This window comes from Flavobacterium sp. (assembly GCF_046293665.1).
Classification (GTDB): Bacteria; Bacteroidota; Bacteroidia; order Flavobacteriales; family Flavobacteriaceae; genus Flavobacterium.
The window spans coordinates 1-20,545 of sequence record NZ_JBKBOL010000003.1 but is presented as its reverse complement, the minus strand read 5'-3'; the positions used below and the strand labels follow the sequence as shown (position 1 = coordinate 20,545).

At 30.8% G+C, this 20,545-nt stretch carries 22 protein-coding genes; 10 read left to right on the top strand and 12 right to left on the bottom strand.

Going from position 1 to position 20,545, the window contains the following annotated elements; genetic code table 11:
• Positions 1 to 292: 292 nt before the first annotated feature.
• From ACK4R1_RS06550 to ACK4R1_RS06505, 10 genes are all read left to right on the top strand, one after another.
• Positions 293 to 958, top strand: coding sequence for a transcriptional regulator (locus ACK4R1_RS06550; protein ID WP_409684863.1), 666 nt, complete (start codon positions 293 to 295; stop codon positions 956 to 958).
• Between the two features lie 15 nt (positions 959 to 973).
• Positions 974 to 1,585 (top strand): ATPase, encoded by a 612-nt coding sequence (locus tag ACK4R1_RS06545; RefSeq protein ID WP_409684861.1) that lies wholly within the window; start codon positions 974 to 976, stop codon positions 1,583 to 1,585.
• 448 nt (positions 1,586 to 2,033) lie between these two features.
• Positions 2,034 to 2,780: a hypothetical protein gene (locus ACK4R1_RS06540; protein WP_409684860.1), complete on the top strand. Its 747-nt coding sequence runs from the start codon at positions 2,034 to 2,036 to the stop codon at positions 2,778 to 2,780.
• A 147-nt stretch (positions 2,781 to 2,927) separates the two neighbouring features.
• Complete coding sequence (locus ACK4R1_RS06535; RefSeq protein WP_409684858.1) at positions 2,928 to 3,620, top strand: CBS domain-containing protein; 693 nt, start codon at positions 2,928 to 2,930, stop codon at positions 3,618 to 3,620.
• Positions 3,621 to 3,683: 63 nt separating this feature from the next.
• Positions 3,684 to 4,322, top strand: a complete 639-nt coding sequence (locus ACK4R1_RS06530; protein ID WP_409684856.1) for a hypothetical protein — start codon at positions 3,684 to 3,686, stop codon at positions 4,320 to 4,322.
• A gap of 228 nt (positions 4,323 to 4,550) precedes the next feature.
• Positions 4,551 to 5,081, top strand: a complete 531-nt coding sequence (locus tag ACK4R1_RS06525) for a hypothetical protein (protein WP_409684854.1) — start codon at positions 4,551 to 4,553, stop codon at positions 5,079 to 5,081.
• Between the two features lie 101 nt (positions 5,082 to 5,182).
• Entirely contained in the window at positions 5,183 to 5,746 is a 564-nt protein-coding gene (locus tag ACK4R1_RS06520) for a hypothetical protein (RefSeq protein WP_409684852.1), read from the top strand.
• Between the two features lie 71 nt (positions 5,747 to 5,817).
• Positions 5,818 to 6,618: an esterase/lipase family protein gene (locus ACK4R1_RS06515; protein WP_409684851.1), complete on the top strand. Its 801-nt coding sequence runs from the start codon at positions 5,818 to 5,820 to the stop codon at positions 6,616 to 6,618.
• Between the two features lie 11 nt (positions 6,619 to 6,629).
• Positions 6,630 to 7,712, top strand: coding sequence for a hypothetical protein (locus ACK4R1_RS06510; protein ID WP_409684849.1), 1,083 nt, complete (start codon positions 6,630 to 6,632; stop codon positions 7,710 to 7,712).
• Positions 7,713 to 7,734: 22 nt separating this feature from the next.
• Positions 7,735 to 8,556, top strand: coding sequence for a lipase family protein (locus ACK4R1_RS06505; RefSeq protein WP_409684847.1), 822 nt, complete (start codon positions 7,735 to 7,737; stop codon positions 8,554 to 8,556).
• A 231-nt stretch (positions 8,557 to 8,787) separates the two neighbouring features.
• On the opposite strand, the gene ACK4R1_RS06500 is transcribed toward ACK4R1_RS06505, so the two are convergent.
• From ACK4R1_RS06500 to ACK4R1_RS06445, 12 genes are all read right to left on the bottom strand, one after another.
• Entirely contained in the window at positions 8,788 to 9,282 is a 495-nt protein-coding gene (locus ACK4R1_RS06500) for a hypothetical protein (protein ID WP_409684845.1), read from the bottom strand.
• Between the two features lie 18 nt (positions 9,283 to 9,300).
• Positions 9,301 to 10,260 carry a hypothetical protein gene (locus tag ACK4R1_RS06495; protein ID WP_409684843.1) on the bottom strand — a complete coding sequence of 320 codons (960 nt, stop codon included), beginning with the start codon at positions 10,258 to 10,260 and terminating at the stop codon, positions 9,301 to 9,303.
• On the bottom strand, positions 10,244 to 10,600 hold the full coding sequence (locus ACK4R1_RS06490; RefSeq protein WP_409684841.1) for a hypothetical protein: 357 nt from the start codon (positions 10,598 to 10,600) through the stop codon (positions 10,244 to 10,246). The genes ACK4R1_RS06495 and ACK4R1_RS06490 overlap by 17 nt, the downstream gene beginning before the upstream one ends.
• A 160-nt stretch (positions 10,601 to 10,760) precedes the next feature.
• Positions 10,761 to 11,948 carry a hypothetical protein gene (locus ACK4R1_RS06485; protein WP_409684839.1) on the bottom strand — a complete coding sequence of 396 codons (1,188 nt, stop codon included), beginning with the start codon at positions 11,946 to 11,948 and terminating at the stop codon, positions 10,761 to 10,763.
• Positions 11,948 to 13,855, bottom strand: coding sequence for a type II secretion system protein GspD (locus ACK4R1_RS06480; protein WP_409684838.1), 1,908 nt, complete (start codon positions 13,853 to 13,855; stop codon positions 11,948 to 11,950). The genes ACK4R1_RS06485 and ACK4R1_RS06480 overlap by 1 nt, the downstream gene beginning before the upstream one ends.
• Entirely contained in the window at positions 13,856 to 15,259 is a 1,404-nt protein-coding gene (locus tag ACK4R1_RS06475; RefSeq protein ID WP_409684836.1) for a GspE/PulE family protein, read from the bottom strand. It lies immediately after the preceding gene.
• Between the two features lie 484 nt (positions 15,260 to 15,743).
• Complete coding sequence (locus ACK4R1_RS06470; RefSeq protein WP_409684834.1) at positions 15,744 to 16,178, bottom strand: type IV pilin protein; 435 nt, start codon at positions 16,176 to 16,178, stop codon at positions 15,744 to 15,746.
• 163 nt (positions 16,179 to 16,341) lie between these two features.
• Positions 16,342 to 17,463, bottom strand: coding sequence for a type II secretion system F family protein (locus ACK4R1_RS06465; RefSeq protein ID WP_409684832.1), 1,122 nt, complete (start codon positions 17,461 to 17,463; stop codon positions 16,342 to 16,344).
• Complete coding sequence (locus ACK4R1_RS06460) at positions 17,464 to 17,949, bottom strand: hypothetical protein (RefSeq protein WP_409684830.1); 486 nt, start codon at positions 17,947 to 17,949, stop codon at positions 17,464 to 17,466. It abuts the gene before it with no gap.
• Positions 17,939 to 18,283, bottom strand: coding sequence for a hypothetical protein (locus ACK4R1_RS06455; protein WP_409684828.1), 345 nt, complete (start codon positions 18,281 to 18,283; stop codon positions 17,939 to 17,941). The genes ACK4R1_RS06460 and ACK4R1_RS06455 overlap by 11 nt, the downstream gene beginning before the upstream one ends.
• A complete protein-coding gene (locus tag ACK4R1_RS06450; RefSeq protein WP_409684826.1) occupies positions 18,258 to 19,370 on the bottom strand; it encodes a hypothetical protein in 1,113 nt (370 codons plus the stop codon). Before ACK4R1_RS06450 ends, ACK4R1_RS06455 begins: the two co-directional genes overlap by 26 nt.
• A gap of 79 nt (positions 19,371 to 19,449) precedes the next feature.
• Positions 19,450 to 20,229 carry a toxin-antitoxin system YwqK family antitoxin gene (locus tag ACK4R1_RS06445; protein ID WP_409684825.1) on the bottom strand — a complete coding sequence of 260 codons (780 nt, stop codon included), beginning with the start codon at positions 20,227 to 20,229 and terminating at the stop codon, positions 19,450 to 19,452.
• Positions 20,230 to 20,545 lie beyond the last annotated feature (316 nt).

Below are 20,545 nucleotides of genomic sequence, written 5' to 3'. Positions count from 1 at the left end.
TTCGAGTTTTCGCCTTTGACGAAAGTATCGAGAGCACTCCAATTCATAATTCGTAATTTAAAATTCGTAATTCCCCATGAACTACATAAAACACCTAACCGGCTTCTTCGAAAGAGTAACCAAAGACAAAGAACTTAACCCCACACATGTAAGTCTCTACATGTCACTATTCCAATTTTGGAATTGCAACCGGTTCAGAAACCCAATAAGCATATCCCGTGATGAAGTGATGCGCATAAGTAAAATCAGTTCAAAAGCTACTTATCACAAATGCCTGAAAAACTTGCATGCTTTGGGTTATATAAAATATGAGCCTTCATACAACCCATTCAGAGGCAGCCATGTAATCATGTTCAATTTCGCCGAAGACCTAAAACCCCAACCAAAAACAAGTTCAAAAAATGAACCTTTTCTTGAACTGGTTACAGAACAGGTTTTAAACAAGCATGAAACTAGTACTGAACAAGCATTAGTATCTTCTTTAAACAATATAAACATTACAAATAAAAAAAACGAGAGTAAACACACACCTTCAAATTCAATAAAAAATGATGACTCTATTTGTAATAGTGATGAGGTTTTAAAAAAAGAAAAAAGTTCCGACAAAAAAGAAAAAGAAAGAATTGTTGATTTTGTAATACCTGTTTATACTGAGCAAAGTCAAAGCAAAGACGAGATGTCTTCTTCAATAAATTTCCAAAAACCACAATTGGATGAAATTTTTAATTACTTCATCCTACAAGAATTTGAAAGAACAGAGGCTCAAAAATTCTTCAACTACTACGAAAGCAATGGTTGGCTTATTGGCGGTAAAACAACTATGGCCAATTGGCAAGCCGCTGCCCAAAACTGGATGAGTAAAACTAAAATTTTCAATCAAAAACCAAACTTAATAGTCACTCACAAACCAAACCATCTTAATACAACTATCAACAAAAATTACGCAGAGCCACTCTAAAGCAACTTTTAAAAAATGAATACACATCTCACCTATCCCGAAATAATCATCTGGCTGGAAACAAAAGGTCTAGAACTCTATGGCAATCACTTCAAAATTCTGGAAGATGATTACCCAATAGTCTACAAGCTCATTGCTTATTTCCTAAAGGATGACCAAGCCTGCTATCAATTCAATATAAACCTCAATAAAGGTATACTACTTTCAGGTCCTGTAGGTTGTGGCAAAACTTCCCTAATGAACCTAATGAAATACCTAACGCCTATCGAATACAAATTCATAGTAAAACCATGCCGCGACATAAGTTTTGAATTTATAAAAGACGGCTACGAAATAATCCATAGATACAGTCGCGGAAAACTAAACCAACTCGACCCAAAAATCTACTGCTTCGACGATTTAGGATTAGAAAACAACCTAAAATACTATGGTAATGAATGCAATGTCATGGCAGAAATTCTTTTGAGCAGATATGACTTGTACATCAGTCGACGCATACAAACCCATATAACCACTAACCTATCCGCATCAGAAATCGAAATACTATATGGTAATCGTGTTAGAAGCAGAATGCGTGAACTTTTTAATTTAATTGCGTACCAAAATAATACTAAAGACAAACGATAAATTTCAGATGTGTATTTTAATGGAGTTTTCTATATCAAAAATGAACCTAAAAGTAAATACTATAACTATATAAAAACTACAAATCGCGAATTTTTAACGTCCTAAAAGCACACTTAACCGATGTTAAGCTCCGTTAATCGATATTCTATTTAGTTTATAAAGGTTTCTCAGCTAGTTTTTTATATCTTTATGTAAGTTGAAAGAGATAGAAATGATTTTCAATCATTAAAATTATTTCTGTTAAAAAAATTAGATCAAAATAGACTCTTACACTTCTTATCGACTCTAAAACACCTCTTTAAAGTTATTAATATAACTTAAAAGGTGATGTTTTATATAATTACTACAGCTCCAATCTAAGCCCTGAATAAATAATCATCCGCAATGTTATAAAACGTTGTGACTAAACTTAGAGTCAATAATAAAATAACAAATATTTTTTTTAACCATGAAATCTCCGCTCTTAACAATTGACATAATTTCAATTTACAAAAACAAATTAGGTGATTTGTTACCGCTTCCCTCTCGAATGGCAAAATGTACTCCTGATACTTATGTGGCTATATTCAATATTGCAACCGCATTGGCGAAAAAAGGAGGAAGGCTTATTTTAAGCGACTTATTTAGAAGCTATGATATGCAGGCACAGTCACACCAAGATTATATTGCCGGTAGAAAAAAAGCATTTAGTCCACCTCCGGGTGGTAGTTTTCATGAAGCTGGACGAGGATTTGATTTAGACTTGAGTGCCATTAAAATTCCTTTAGCTGACTTTTGGACCATAGCAGCAGAATATGGAGTAGTTCCAATTATATCCCTACCTAAATCTAATGTATCAGAAGCTTGGCATTTTGACTGTCGTGGCAGTCATCAATTGGTTTATCAATACTATATCGAAGGAAAAGGAACAAATTTCAAACCTTATACAGCTGCATCAGCAAGCGCAATTCTTTCAATCGGAGTAAATGTTGATTCCTTTGGCGAAAATCAAAAACAAGCAGCAATACAATCATGTTTAATTCGACTCGGAAAGAATATTGGTAACATTGATGGACAAATAGGCAAAAAAACACAAAAAGCATTAATTGAAGTAGACATTGCTTTTGACCTTAGTAATATTAACGGAATGCTTATTCAAGTAGAAAATCTTGTTCAGCAAAAATTTCCCGTTGAATTTTCTTCACCAAATCTTTAAACATGAAACCAACTAACATTGAACTCATAGAATCTTTCGCGCAAGGCGAAGTAAATCTTCAACCGACAATAGAAACGAAAGGAAATTATGAAATTGGAATAAGCAACTATTAATGAAATATAAAAGAATAACAGTAATATAGAAATCATGAGTAAATTAACAACTCCGGTAAAACCAAAAACAGGATATAGGGATTTAATCGCTAAAATTTTACTTGTTGGATCATTAGTTCTCATCCTTACATTGGTAATATATTGGATGTCTCTCAAAGCTGACCCTGAAAGACTATTCAGTCTTTTAGTCCCTTTAATTAGCACTTGGATTGGGACTCTTTTGGCCTTTTACTTTGGCAAAGAAAACTTTGAAGCTGCTACTAAAAGTTATCATGAAATAATTGATAAACTCACACCTGATTTACTTGATGATGTATTAGTAAAACAAGTGATGATAGACAAATTTACCATGGTCTCAATCGAAGCTACAAATCCCATGATTACCAAATTTGACCCAAAGGCTTTAAGTGATTTTCTTGACAGCATCAAAAAAAGTAGACTACCTGTTTTTGAAAATGACAAAATTAAATGCCTTATTCACAAGAGCATCCTCAGTGAAGAGTTGCTCAAGGCTACGCAAGCAAAAACATTAGCCGATTTTATTAATTCAAATAAAATAGTAGAAGCATTTGAAACCATAAATGAGAACAAAAAAATAGAAGATGCTATAAAAATTATGAAAGATAAAAACTTCAAGGATTTAATTGTGGTTGATAACGCTGATGTTGTAGTGGGTTGGTTAACAGATAAGCAAGTCCTCAGATATTTGGATATTCAAAAAGTATAATGTAATAACCTCGGAAGCTGAAAAGAGGATTATAGAGTAGGCTTAATTAAAATACTATTTCTCATGTTTTATGTAAGAATCAACAAAATTAGAATTGTCAAGAATGGCGAACTTATTGGAAAAGGTGAATTGCAACTAATGTGTTTTATCAATCATTCAGAAGTTAGCTTTCCTTCTTTGGAGAGTTTTTTTGAAACAACTGATGTCGATGAGCAAAATAAGTTAATTGAATCAGCAATTAAACAAGTCGTTCAATCAAGAATATTAATGCCTATCCATAAAGTTAAAGACAAAAGCATAATAACATTTGGTGATACGGGTTATATTGTTTACAAAGCTAATAAGATACCTACTGATTTCAGCATACAATTATTAGGTATAGAGAAAGATAAAAAGGCAAGGAATAATGCTACGATATTGAAAAATATTTTATCTAAAGAGAACTTAAACACTATTGTTGATAACATTAGTAGTCTTGTTTCCGAAACTAACCCGGTTAATAAAGCTATTGTTGTACTCTTTGATTTAGTTGCACAATCGATCTTGACTCTTGTAAGTAATGATAAAGATGATCAGGTAGGATATTTTCTTTCGTCATTTATAAGAGAGTTAGATTATCCTCACGGTACTAGAGACAGGCAAGATGTTACAGATTTAACAGGTAACATGTTTGTAGACTATACCCTTTTTGGTACTGATTAATTAAAACTAAATAAGGGAATTATGGAACATACAAATGACAGTGTTATTGTATCTTATCTAACTCTTAGAAGATCTATTGGATTTATTGGTATACTCTTACCAATAATATTGGTTTTAGGGGCAATCATAACTCAAAATCAAAAGGGAGTTTTACCTTCTATTTCACATTACTATATATTCTTCAATGGGTAATTTATTTGTTGGGAGTCTTTGTGCAGTTGCCCTGTTTTGTATTTCTATGAAGGATATAGCTACAGAGATAATGTCGCCGGAAATATAGCGGCCTTTTTTGCTTTATTGGTAGCTTTCTTTCCTACAGAGAAACTTGAAGGAACTACTTTAACCCATCAAGGTATAATGATAGAGGAAAGTCTGGACGTAGCAAGCAAAATCCACTATATATCAGCTGCTCTTTTTTTCTTAACACTAACCTACTTCTCGCTATTTTTATTTGTGTTAAAAGGATCAAATCTGACTGATGAAAAAAAGAAGAGAAACAGAATTTACAAGATGACTGGGTATGTTATGATAGCATGCATTGTTTTAATAGCGACTTATTTCAGTTTAGATAAGGAAGTTCAGGCTAAGTATAATTTAATTTGTAAACCAATAATTATACTCGAAACAATTGCTTTATGGGCTTTCGGCATTTCTTGGGTGACTAAGTCGAATGTAATTTTTAGAGATAAAGAAACTGATGGGATTATCATTAAGAATCTACCAAATATTGAGAAAGAAAAAGACACTGAACATCAATAACCCCTCAAAAAACATGCTATTCGTTTAATTATTTGCTTTTTTAAATTACCACAATAACAAATCAGGAATTAAAATCAACAACTCATAAAATATTTAGTACTATGCTTAAAGCTAATATAAAAGACCAAGGTACATACAAAGATAAAGACCTTGAAAAGCTTAATCGAACTTTGGCGCTAATTGAAAAAACTATTAATAGCCAAAAATTTCATGATGCCGTGATAGGTTTCAAGGATTTTCAATTTGAAAAGTACAAATGCTTTTTTAATAAGAAAGTCAAGACAATTCAACTGCCTCAATATACAAATGATGAATTACTGGCATTTCTTTTAAAAGGACAGTCGGAAGATCAGACCAATGCTTATATGGATTTTAAAGTTACTTTAAGCGAAAAAAGGGGAGGCAGTGCTATTGGTGAAACAAACGCTAATAATATTATCACCACCTTCAGAGCTGCTTTTGATAGTATGAGTGAAGAAGAATTGGCAGCGCATTTAACCCATGAATGGACACACACTATGGGTTTTGAACATTCTTATAGTAATAAATGTGATAAAGACAGAGATTGTCTAAGTGTTCCATATGCAATTGGTAATATTATTGAGATCATTTTAACTGGTAAATGTTTTTATGGTTGTGAGTATGAAACCTTAAATACAAAATAATTTTATAATTGTTTAAAAAGGAATACTCTAAGCATGAATAAAAAATCAAAAATAACTTAAGTTTAAAAAAAATGAAAAATCATTTGCCGTTTATAAAATTACCTTGTGGTAAAGATTCAATTGCGTATTGCTCATATTTAACACCAAAAAAACTAATAGTTTTTGTTCACGGCTTTAATGGAAGTGCAACAAAAACGTGGCTTAATTTTCCTTCATTAATAATCAATCATGAAAAATGTAAGGAGGCTGATATAATTTTTTACGGTTATGACAGTCTTAGGCAACAGTCAAACAATATGAAATTAGAATTGTATAATATGTTAGATAAAATTAATGCTTATACAGGTTTTTATTTTTACAACCGAAAATCATCTATAAAGCACGAATATGATGAAATCATTTTAGTAGCCCATTCTTTGGGAGCTATTGTTTGTAGATTAGCAATAATTCATGCAATAGACAACAATAAAAATTGGTCTGATAAATGCAAAATGGCACTATACGCACCAGCACATTTTGGATCACGTATTGTTACAAACTTTAAAGAATGTTTCAATTTTAATCTTTTGGGAAATCTATTTAAAGGCTATAGTTTAACTAAATACCCTATCATTGGAGAGCTTGATTATAATTCTACAACTATAAAAAATTTATTAGTTAGAAGTAACAATTTAACAGCAAACAACATGAACCAATCCATTAACGCTGAATTGATTGTATGGGCACTTACAGAAACTGTTGTTATTAACGACACTTTTTGCAATGATAATCCTGATGTAAAATATATCCCAGGCTCTATACATACCTCTGTATGTAAACCCAATAATTATAATCTTAACAGACCATTTGACGAATTAATAAACATTCTATAAAACTTTCAATTATGGAACTTTCAAAAGAAGATAAACAAAGACTTAATCTAGAAGCGTTAATCAATATTTACTTAAAAAGAGGAAGAGCATTTAAAGGTTACAAAAACTTAAATAATGCCATCAATAAAAATAATAGAAAATTACTAAAGAGAATGCTCCGAAATCATAGAATTGATCCAATTAATTTACAAGAGGAAGAAGATTTTAGAGATGAAGTGGATTTTTTTATTAATTTTTTCAGCATTTTAGGATTAGGTATTTTAACAGAATACATTCCTAAAAATCTTAATCCAAAACTATCATCCTTGATTAATAAATTCTTAGGCAATGAGTATTTACATAAATATTATGCTGAATATTACCCACTTCATCTCCCTATATTACTATATCAATCAAATTTAAAAAAAATTGATTTAGATACTTTTGATGAAACGAATCTTTTGGAGGAATTACTATTGTTAGAGTCGACACAAGATGATGACATGGAAAACTTTCTTTGGTTGCTTGATGAAGGAAGCTTTGGAGATATTAATATAAATCAATTCGAAAAATTAATCAAAAGTAAAAAATCAATTTATCAAATAATTTCAAATCCAAAAAAGAAAAAAAACAATTTAATAAGCTGCTTTTACGGTTTTTTAAAGTTTACAAGTTATTTAGTAGATTTTGAAGAATTATATAAAAAATGCAATAACCCATTATTAAAATCCGCTTTGTGGTCCTATAAAGGCTATTGGTTTGATAGAATGGACGAACATCTTAAAGAGTCACTCGAAAATGCTGTAAAATTAATTGATGAAACAATCAAATCAGTCCAGTTGAATGAATACATTATTGAAAATGAATTTGATAGTCTTGATTTAGTTTCTGCAACAAAAATTGAAGTGATTATTAGCAATGAAGGTTTAGCGTTTGAAAGCGCAATGATTGAAGACACCAATACTGTTTCTAAAAAAAGCCTAAATGAGCAGTATTATGAATGGCAAAAAGATTTTTCAGATGAAATAATCAAAACAATTGAGAGTATCAAATATGTCTTAGATACTAAAAAAGGTAAGCCGCTAAAGTCTTATATTCAAAAAATTCAATACTAATTTCTATCTAAACAGTTTTGAAATGAACGAAATATCTTCAATGAAGAATGATTTAAATCGCTATTTAGAACTTGCTAAAATTTGTAAAGCTGTTTATGGAGCTCCCATCAGACAAGACCTCATAACATATAATGGCAAAAGTATGTCGAGGCAAAAAATTGTCCATGGCTCATACAAGAGAGGATTTTGTAGATTATTTTGGAATGATGAAACAGTAATAATTGCTTTTAGAGGCACTAGGGAAAGTGTTGACTGGAGTGTCTCAAACCTTAAAATGTTTCCGGTTTCATTGCAAAATTGTAATTTAAATTCCAAAAAAACAAGAGTTCATCGTGGATTTCAAAGAACACTATACTACAAAGATAAAACTACCAACTTAACGAGCTTTGATGCCATAATGAAGCACATCAATGACTTAGATTTGATAGCAAATAAACAGATAATTATAACAGGGCATTCACTTGGCGGGGCATTAGCGACATTGTTTTCAGTTAAGTTAAGGGCAAAAATTCCAATTAACATAGAAAATCAACTAAAAGAAATAGTTCTTTTTGGTTCACCTGCGGTAGGATTAAAAAATTTTAAAACATTTTATGGTACACTAAACAGCAAAACTATTAGGATAATAAATGGTTCAGATGTGGTTCCATTTACACCTCCATTATTTTATTATCATATTGGCAATGAAATATGGTTAAAAAAAGAGGCTATCAAAAATAATGACAGTTGGATTACACGATTAATATATGCCTTAAAACTACCAATGAAAAATTTTATAAATGATCATAGTATGAAAAGTTATATTATTAGTATTACTGAATCTATAAAGTACAAAAGTTTATGATGTAAATCGAAGATAATTTCCAATCTGAGATTAAAGTTATCGCATATTTTTATGGGTAATAATAAAGTAAGAACAAAAGAAAACTGCTGAAGTGAAGTTTGCAGTAATAAGTTAAATTTGGATACTTAGCGCAGCACTTGCTTACAAGTTTTATTTAATTAGGTGTTTTTTAATTACAATTGGCATTTTATGCATTTTAAATTCTATTAGCAACATCAAATCTAGTAATCCTTATTTTTTCAAAAACCACCTAAACTCTTTATTATAACTCACTTTTATTGAATCTTTTTGAAGAGAAGTTACCTTTATTCCATCTTTCTCTTCATTCAATTTTACTCTCGAAAATTTACCATTAACACTTAAAAGGATTAACTCTTTATTATCTGTCGTTGACTTTATAAACCCATAATATTTAACCAATGGAAAAGGAGTCGTAGGAACAATTTTCTTTGGAAGAGCTTTGATGTTACTCTTTTTAGGGCCTGTGTAATTGGACTTATAAACCTTCTTCTCGGTTCTTATACCATTTAAAAAGGGATCACGCGTTATAATGCCTAATGTAAAAGTATCCTTAGCGATAGCTTTACTATTAAATGACGTATTAAAATTATGCTCTGTAGTTACAATATCGTCTTCCAAAAAAAAACGATTAACATATTTGTAAATTACGGTGCCCCATAACCCTAAAACAAATACCAAAAGAACTATGTTAATCTTCTTTTTCATCAAATAATAGTGATAATATTAATTCAAAGTGAATTTAAAAACAGGACTATAACTCCCAACGTTACCCGCTAAATCTTTAGCCCTAACCCTCCAATAATAATCTCCGGCATTAGCAAAAGATTGCTGAAAACTGGTTCCACTAACATCAGTAGTTTGAAGTATTGATGCAAAATTAACATCATTTGAAAATTGTATCGTATAGGATATCGTTGATTGAATTATGCCGGTATCACCTGGAATACTCCATCCAAAATTGATTTGTTGATTAATGTTTGAGGTTGCATTATTCAAAGGAAGAGTATTTTGAGGAGTGTTCGGATTGACTCTATCAAGATAGAACTTACGGGACGAAAATAAAGTCTCACTCGTTCCATTAACCCCTTTTACCTTCCATCTATACTCGGCATCATTAGAAAGGATTGTACTATTAAGTGTAACAGAACTAGTGGTTAAATTAGATTGTTGATTAACAATAGATTCTCCGTTTGTCACATTAACCAATTCAAAGTTATAAGTATCGGCAGCATTCAAATCCTGCCAATCCAATATCAAATTCAAATTGTTAGTATAAAAATTATCATTTGGACTCGATAGTATAATTTGCTGATCGGCTAAATCATTAGTTTCAACCACACTAAAGTTCATATTAAAAGTGTAGTTTGATTCATAAGCTGAATTTTCACCTCGAATCCTCCATTGGTAATTGCCTGCAACCATAGGAAAACTAACATTATTTCTTGAAACTACAGAATCCCGAACAACACCCGAATTAGAATTGAAGACTTGTATACGATATTTATCAGCGCCGTCTAATTCAGCCCACTGAAAATTAACAACATTACTATAAATTATTTGATCATTTTGAGGAAAAAGAACCTGAACTACATCACCGGAAATGTCTTCTGCAATAATATCTTCACAGGCATAAAACATACCCAATGACAGAAATAGTAATATGAATCTATTTATTGTTTTCATAATTTTGAAATATTAATTTTAAATGTAAAACATCAGCTTTGTTGTTCTTTTTGTCTTTATAAAATTTTAGACTAACTATTTTTGAAAATTCAAATTGCTTTTCAAAATTATTGGCCAAAGAAAGTAACCGATTATAGTTACCAATTAAATCTAGTTGAAACGTATATATTTTATAATCATCTTGAACTAATTCATGAATTGGTTGCAAATCGTATATTGATATTTCCGATCCATTAGTAACCAAAAAATCAATGATTTCCTGTTGAATCTTTTCCTTCTCAACACCCTCCTTACCTATTAATTTATCCAAACTTGCAATCTGACTTTTTAAAGTATTCACATTGGGCTTTTGACTACTGATTTCTACTTTCTTAGTATTTAATTCCCTATGCTCATTGAACAACGCTATCAGATTACTAAATGATCTCCTATAACCTGCGATGGATAATATCACGAAAAAGAATATCAAAAACTTAAATTTAAACCGATAAGAATATTGATTAAACATCAGCTATAGTAATTTTTAATTCAAAAAATGTCAAATCTTTTTTATCTCTTTTTATAGAAACTATCTCCAGTAATTTAATCCACTTTTGGGTTTTTAAATAATCAACCCATGTATTAAAAACCGACTTATTAGTGGTCTGTCCAATAATCGAAATGGTCTTATAATTAACTTCGATCTTCTTGTTATTCTTAACTTCATTCTTCAGAGGATAAACATCTAGTAGTGAAAAACTAATTTCTTGTGGCGTTGATTTTGTTATCTCATAGCAATAATAAGTAATGAACTTCTTTGAGGAAAATCCCGTTTCATTGAGAATTCTAAATTTATTATCCCTCTGATCTTCTAAGCCTTTAATCATATCATAAGACTTATTTGAATAGCTGTTTTCAAGGTTCAATAAGGCATTCTTATTGATAAAATATTGTATCAGTAAATAGCTGGTAAGTAACAGTATAAAAAAACCAACTAACATCCCTAAACCTAATTTTTCGAATCCTCTTCTATAAATAATCTCATCATAGGAAACTCCATCAATATTACTTTTGGTAAAAGATTTATCATTGACATAAAAATGAATAGCCAATCCATATAAAGGAAGATGAAAATTTGAAATAACCCTATCTCCTAACTTATAATCTTCTTTAATATAACCACTTTCTACTTTTTTAAAATCCAACAACGTTTCTCCATCAAATTGTAATAAAACTTGATTAGAATAATAACTGCTTTTTTCAATTACACTTCTCATCAAAACTGAAGGTAAAGAACCCACATAAAAATCTAAAACCTGTATTTCGGTTTTACTGAAAACTTCAATATATTCCTCTACCACATTTTTTCTGCAAAAACACAAAAATTCTACTTCCTGATCTTTATAGCAGGTAAAATGTATTGATTTGTAATCCAAGTTCTTTACCCAATCTACATCAGCACTATTCTTTAAATCAATTGTTTTGTTCAGAACACCTTTTCCATCAATTAAAACCAATACAGGTATACTTTGATCTAATTGAGTTTTTAAACTATCAAAATCAGAAAAAGTGAAACTATCAATGATATCCAATTGATTATTTCGATTCTTTATCTTTAATAACGAGTAAACATCACCATCAGTATCGCGGAAAACACCAATGAGATATAATGTCTTAAACTTTATTATTTTCTTTAATAAGAAATCCATTAGTATACAACGGTAGGTTTAATAAAAATATGAAGCTTTGAGGTACTTTTAGCTTTCTTTCGACTGCTAAAAAACCATTTAATAATTGGAATTCTCGAGAATAATGGTGTTCCGGTTCCTGAATTTTCCCGCTCCAACTCATCTAAACCACCTAACAATACCATCTCACCATTTTTTACTCTGACTAACGATTCAAATTTTTGTGTGGCTTTACCCGGAGGTGCGTTCTCTCCTGCTCTTCCTAAGAAAGAACTTTTCTCAACAGTAATATTTAAAGTTACATTTTCATCTGTTGACACATAAGGCTTTATCGAAACACTTAAATTAGCATCCGTAGATTTCCATGTCCCGGATTGTAGCACATTATTATTCAAACCACTATTGATTAATTGATTGGTTTGTTCAAAATAGTAACTAGTTTCACCTATAGCTAACTTAGCTTCATGACCACTAATAGTGGCAATCTTAGGAGTAGACTCTATTTTAATAATGGAATTGTTTTCTAAAGCCTGTAAATTCAAATAAAAAGCTTCAGTAACCTTGCCTAGTTTTATAAACCCTAACCCATTAAAAGCATTTATCAAACTATTGACAGAAGTGGCATTCAAATTCACATCAGTCGTAGGAAACAATACACCACTAGTTTGTTTGATATTACTCTTGTCGATACCCGCCTTTATACCGGTTTGGATATCGTAAGATTTGTTATACTGAACTATAATAACTTCTATCTGTACTAATGGAACAACTTTGTCAATTTGCTTCATATAAATCCTCAACTCATCAACAAGTGTCTTAGGTCCCGAAATAATCAATCCGTTCAATTCAACAAACTCCTTTATTTCCAATTTTTCGGTAAAAACTCGTGGCAAGGAGGTCAAAACTAATTCTACCGATCGATTCTCTAATTGAATTAACTCAGTAGCTCTTAAACCCTCAGTTACATGCTCACCGATGATATAATAATTATTCTGTTTTTTAAAAGTATACTTTTTTCCCTTAAATATATTATCAAGTAATTCATCAAAAGTCAAGTTATCAGCAAGCAAGGAAGTCTTTTCATTATCCGGTTTATTATAAAAAAAATAATTCACTTTGGCCTTCTCTGCAGCTTCAGTAATTAAATCTGTAGCTTCTGCGACATTTGCTCTAACATCTAACAACCCTGCTTGATTCAAATCCACTTGAAAAAAACCGGGAGCATCAATAGCTACTTTTGATTGTTTGCCTTTACTACTTTTGTCATTAGCTAGATTACCCGATACGTTCAAACCTCCTTTTTCCAGCAAATAAAATCCGTTTTCATCCTTGGTAGCTGTTAAATTATTAGCCTTAGCCATCATTTCTAAAACCTGATCAAAAGGGCGGTTCAATATATAAGAGGATACTTTTTGAGTCTTTACATCTGGAGTTATAATAATATTTTTTCCTGATTTATCTATAATAGCCTGAACCACATTAGGTAGTGAATCATTTTCTAGTTTAACCGATAAGAAATCATTTTGATTGTTATAAGTAACATCAATCACCTTAGGGATTTTCTTAGGTATAATTTTCACCTCTTTCCTCTTTTTAAAGATAATGATGTTATTCATGAACTCAACCTCTAAATCATACTTTTGAACTAAAAAAACAAACACCTCTTTAACGGTTACATCAAAAAAAGTATTAGAGACCAACTGATTTAAATCTGTATCTACACTAACATTTAATTGATGTTCCTGAGCAACTGAATTAATAAAATCATATAGTGTTAATCCCGAAACATCTGTCTTCATTACATCATTCAAACCTTTCTTTTGCTTGGCAAATTCATCAAATCTATTGTTGATATTAGCCACATCATTCTGAGCAAAAGAAATATTAGTTAAAAAGATAGTAAATAAGAATATAAATAGATGCTTCATTTAAATGTTTATTAAAATTGAATAAATCTCTTCTAAAGAGGTTTCCCCCTTGGATAGGATATCAAAAGCTTTATCAGAAAGTGATTTGTGCTTACTGTCATCACTAAAGATACTTGAAATTTCATTGTTCTTTATACGATTCGTGCTCTTTGAATCAATACTCAACACTTCATATATTGCCCTTCTTCCACTGTAACCTGTATGATAACATTTGTTACACCCTTTAGGCTTGTAAAGTGTACTGATAGTATAGGGAATCTTATAACTCTCTGGAAAATCATCATTATTAAATTCTGTAGTTTGCTTACAATGGCTGCATAACTTTCTAACCAACCTTTGAGCTACTGATATATTTAGCGTTTCTGCAATCAAATAAGGTGGAATTCCCATATCTATCAACCTAGAAATGGTGCCAATTGCTGAATTCGTGTGTATCGTCGACAAAACCAAGTGACCGGTTAATGAAGCTCTAATCGCCATCATAGCCGTTTCAGAATCTCTAATCTCTCCAAGCATAATGATGTCCGGATCTTGACGAAGAAACGATCTCAAAGCTGACGCAAAAGTCAATCCAATATCCTCTTTAAGCTGCACCTGATTAATACCTTTCAAAGTATACTCAATCGGATCCTCAACGGTGACAATATTTCTAACCGAATCGTTTAAAAGCTTTAGAGTAGCATAAAGCGTAGTTGTTTTACCTGAACCTGTAGGACCACTTATTAAAATAATACCATTAGGCTTTTTAATGGCCTCCAAATAATATTTTAACTCTTCCTCCTGTAACCCAAGCGTACTCAAATCAATATTAGATGCATCATTTCCTAATAATCTCATTACTATCTTCTCTCCAAACAAAGTAGGAAGAATGGAAACCCTAATATCAAAAGTTTCATTGGTTATTCTTCCATCTTGCGGAAGTCTTTTTTCAGTAATATTTAATTTAGATTTGATTTTTACTTTGTTAACCAACTCTAAGTAGTTTTCTTTGTCAACTTTATATCTTTCTATTAATTGTCCGTCTATTCTAAACCTAATTCTGGCACCTATTTCATATATTTCAAAATGAATATCACTACTCTTCAGTGATTTTGCCTCAAGAATCAAACTCTCTAAAAAATCATTGTTATCAATATTTAATGACTTCGTATTCTCAGTCGCTCTATCCTTTCTGTAATATAGCGATAACGCTCTTTCAATTTCACTACTATTTGTTGGAGTCAAATGAATTTCTTTTCCCAACAGTAATTCCAATTCTTCCTTGTAATCTTGCTGGTTAAATGTATCATCAATATAAAAAGTAATGCTCTTATCATCAACACTCAAAGGAATCACTTTGTAATGATTAGCCAAATCACTTGAAATCAAATGTTGATTTTCGGGTAAAATTATAATCTCTTGCATCTATAATAATGTCAATTTATTAAAACAAAAAAACATGTCCTTTGCAATAACCAGCAATAGTAATAAAGCTGAAAAACCGGCTAAAGGAACAGTTTTATCTTTCAATACCTTTTTAAAAATAGATTGCAAAACAATCGAAAACAGCATGGAAATAATAAAGAATAATATATAGTTATAAGTCACAAACAATGGAGATATAGCTATAAAAAACAGCAAATCACCCAACCCAAAATAATGGGTAAAAGGATTTAAGAACTGTTTGTTTTTTACACTCATATAGATCACTAATATCAATATAATTATTAAAAAAAATAAAATATTTGTTAAGTAAACAATGTAGTTCAATCCTTGATTTGAATAGAATGATTTAACAGACAATAAAAATAGTAACACAGGAAGAATTACGTGTATCTTTCTATACTTCAAATCTTGATATAAGATAAAGCCTAAGCAAGAAACCAATCCAATTAAAATATAAACCAAACTATTCTTTTATTACCTCGGTTAACATTTTCTTATGGTCGATTTCCCATGTATTAAAAGAACCGTCACTATCCAAATCAGATACTGAAGTTGCTCTGGCTAAAAAAGAATCATTAGTGGCATCAATAATTTCAATCTTATAAACAGCTTGCCCTCCTTCATCTACAGTTAACTCTTGTTCAAAACCAAGCTCTTCCAGATTGGATGAATATTTGGAAAATCGGTAAAAATTGCTTTTTTGCAATCCATAAACCTGATTTAACATAGCTTGAGCTTCAATAGATTTCGCTTGACTGATAATAGCAGTTTGATTGGGCAATACCATTAAAAGGATAATACCGATAATACACAATACAATCAATATTTCAGTCATTGAATACGCTCTAACCATACCGCGCTTCAATCTGCTGACGATTATTTTTACTGATTTATTCATATCTATTCAATTAAAATGACATACAATAAAAAACAAAAAATTATTAAAAAAACCCTTTAATAAATCACTTCTTGTTAAACAATATATTTTGGACTACAAATTAAAGATTTTTTTTTATCCTACAAGATTTTTCTTTAGTTATTTAAAAATCATTTTTTTAAGGCTAATTTTTAATAATCTTACTCAAATCAAACATTGGAGCATACATAGATATCATAATCACACCCACTATAACCCCAATAAATATAATAATCATAGGTTCCAATACAACCCCAATCATCTTGGTTTGATGACTGATCTCTTCATTGTATTGTTCTGTTAGTCTTTCAAACATTACATCCAACTGGTTAACTTGCTCGGCAACTTCAATCATCGAAACCATTTTGTTTTCATAAACAGAGTGTTTTTTCAAACTATCACTCAAGGTTACCCCTTTGGTAATATCAGCTTTAATTTGTTCTATTGATTTTTCAATCGGATAAAATCCAATCATTTTGGAAGTAAGTGATAATGAGGTTATCAAAGAAGTTTTAGAGGTAGTCAAAAGTTTCATCGACTGGCAAAACCTCGAAATATAAATCTTCTTAATCAGATTACCAAAATATGGGATTTTCAAAACCATTCTTGAAGTAAAATCACGATACCATTCTTTTTCCTTCGACACAAAGTGAAAAGCCATAAGACCAAGTACAAAAGCAAACAAACCCAAGAAAATAGCACCCGAATGGTTAGATATCTTAATAATGATTTGCGTACTCTTCGGCAGCTCGCTGCCAAACTGTTTAAAAACAGAACTAAACATAGGTACAACTTTATTCAACATAAAATACAAAACCGATATCGTAACAAGCATTACTATACTCGGATAGGTCAGTACAGATATAATCTGTCTACGCATCTGAATTTTTCGATTGAAAAATTTTTGTAATTCCAACAATACCTCTTCCAACTTCCGAGTCTCTTCACCAATTTGAACACTATAATATTCATAAGGTGAAAACTGATTGGTGGCAATCATAGCTTCACAAATACTTTTACCGAGCACTACTTTATCCTTAATATCAATAATAATACTTTGCTCTAACTTGGATTTGGCCTGATGACTTAAAATCTCTAAAGCCTTCTTAAAATCAACACCCGATTTTAATAGCATCCCCAATTCACGGTAGAATACCTCCTTCTTTTTGTCGGATAGTTTTTTAGCACTGTTAAACGATTTCAATTCAAAATTAAAATCACTCTTGACTGTAGTCTCTTTTTTGTATTTTTTTAAATCAACTCCCATTTATTTCTCGGCTTCAATTAATTGATTCGGATATACTTTTTTAAAAAAATTCAATTTCATAGGCTGTTTGTTGACTTCTATATTCAATTTAAGCCTTTGATAAACTACTCTTTCGTTCTTATTTTTTATAGTATCAATAATCAAATTGCGCAACGGGATTTTAAAAGTATCAATAAAATCGGCTTTAATCCTAATCGTAAGCTCTTCATTATAATGATACCTGATTACATCCCCTTGATAGCTACTGAAAATAATTTCTTCATCGCTAACATTCATCTTTTCATTCTCAAAAATATCCTTATTAATAACATAGGTCAATCTGTTCATATCCGCTACAAACTGATTTTGATTTTTAAAATCCATCATCCGCTCTGATAATATCGAAAAAACAACAAACACTAACCCAATAACAATAGCAGTTATAACCATACTAAATACAGCTTCCATGACCGAAAATGCCTTTAACGAAGTATAATTATTTTTCATTAGTTTGGATATAATAGATATTATTCAATTTAACACCCGACGAATCCCTGTATTCTATACTTAATTCTTGTAAATGGGCATTCTCCCATTCCTGTTTAATAGCCAAATTATCATTTTCAGCCGATAAAATACTATCCGGATAAACCTGATACAGATAATAAATCTCGGCCATCTTATTTTTCGAATTATAAAATCTTGGAGAAGTTTTTGAAGTAAAAACTTGAGCATACACCATTACAGCTACATAGAGACAAACTGCAATAATACAGAGCGCTATTACCGATTCTAAAATTGAATTGGCAGGAAGTCTATAATATTTTTTTAATTGTACCAAAGGCTTCACTTTTACTTTTAAACAACGGAACAGAAATGAAATAATCCGGTCTTTTCAATATATTTATCTCAGCATTAATAATGCAATTTTCATAGGTAGCAGATTTTGTTTTACTAAAAAGCCTATTCGTAAAAACTGATCCATAGACTGCGCCACCAATCATTAATTTACCGCTACAATAGATATCACCTATCACCAATGTTTTTTCACTCAATTCAATTTTATTATAATCAATTTTCAGCATCGGACTACCAAAGAGTATAATAGCACCATATATTGTACTGTTTTCCCCAATAAAAATTTCACTTTCATCATCTGTCTCATTGTATACCGATACTATCGAGGGATACCTTAAAGTAATCTCGTTTTCTAAAACTATTTTTTTTGAAGCAAAAGCTTGAATACTGCCTTTGAACCCTTTTTTAATTTTGATAATTGGCGATTGCAATATAACATCTTCCAAAACCACAGTTTCATCAACAGCCATGGAATCTTTGGCAATAATAATAAAATTGCCTTTAATCACTTTATGACTTAGAGTATTGTAGCCAACTTCTATAGCAAGTGTTTCATTAAAAAACGAATTAAAATATACTGAATCATTTTCTCTCTCCAAATCTTTAAGTGATACTAATCTGGATTTAATAGACTTATAATCTTTTTTTAAATCCTCACTAATACTCGGTAGCTGACTTTCTGACAAATCAATTTTACCTTCAGAAGATAAATTGTTAATTATACCATTAATATACTTTTCACGGACAGATTTAACAGGTAAGACTTTATCTCCAATCAATTTAACGTTACCGGCATAAGAAAGAGCATTTGAAAAATTAGTCATATAAATTGCCGTTTGGCTATTGGCATAATGCCCAACAAAATGCGCCGAGGATATGGTATCATTCTTCAAACTACTTTTAACGATAGCAACCTTTAACAAACCGTAAGTTTTCATTTCAAAATTTGAAACCAAACCCGTTTCACTTTCTAAAGTCGTCTCTTCAATATCTGATGAAAGAAAATAACTTAAAGCCGATTCATTCTGAACAAACAGCTCTTCTTGAGTATTGTAAAACAAATTGAGCATATTGTATAAATTGGCAAAATACAACAAAGCACTGCATAATATGGCTACAATTAGGCAAACATAAACGGAGTATAAAAGACTATTTGCCCTTATCATTTGGTTTTTTCTTTTTGGAGAATAATCTTTTAAAAAAACCTTCATTATTTTCAACAGTCTTTGTTTTTTTATCCGAAGACTTTACTTCTTTATTTGCCTTTAACTTACTATTCTTTGAATTCGATTTTGAGTCTTCTTTTGAGCTCGATTTTGTTTCAGAATTCGATTTATTCTTTTTAGTAAACAATCTTTTGAAAAAACCAGGCTTCTTTTCACCATCAGCATTTTCTTTTATCACTTTTTCTTTCTTTGGCTTGGGAATTACTTTTTCACCATAGTTGTACAATGTAGTATCCTTAGAAATATAATTAATCCATTTACCGTGTTTCTTATCTGAACGAAAACGACCTTTTTCAATTAATTCGCCTTGTTCACTATATAAAAAACTCATGCCTTTTTTCTTTCCTTCATCCCAATATTGATTCGTCTTGATAACACCATTTTGATACCATGTTTTCCAAACACCAATCCTTAAACCTTTGCTAAACTCTCCTTTCTCAGCCAATTGATTGTTTAAATAAAATTTCTCAAAAGCATCATCAAGTAACTGTCCCGCAATGCCCGACTCACTGTTGTGAATAGCACCGGCTTTAAACCAATAATAAGTTCTCTCCGATTTAATTTCAGGCTCTTTATCTGTCACATAAAACTCATACCTGAATTCCTTATCAGTAATTCTCTTTTTAAGTTTGAGCTCCTGAAAAGAGAATAATGTCAATACTATTAAACCTCCTAAAAACCAATTAATCCCTTTAGTCTTCACAATCTTCTTATTTTAAAAGTAATGCAATATATAACAATTATAAAAAAATAAAAAACAAAGAATTTACTGATTGAAAATTAATTTTTATATTTGATAAAAATTGGCATTTTTGTCCACATTATGACATAATTGCAGTTTTAAAATATCATTAAGGTTCTTGCTATTATTGGTTTCAAAGTCAAAAGGATTACTCTTCTTTCGGAAGCCTAGTGCCTAACCGGTATGATAGCTTAAATAGCGGGCATCGTTATGGTTTCCAAGGACAGGAGAAGGATGATGAGATCAAAGGCGAAGGAAATTCTTTGAATTATACTTA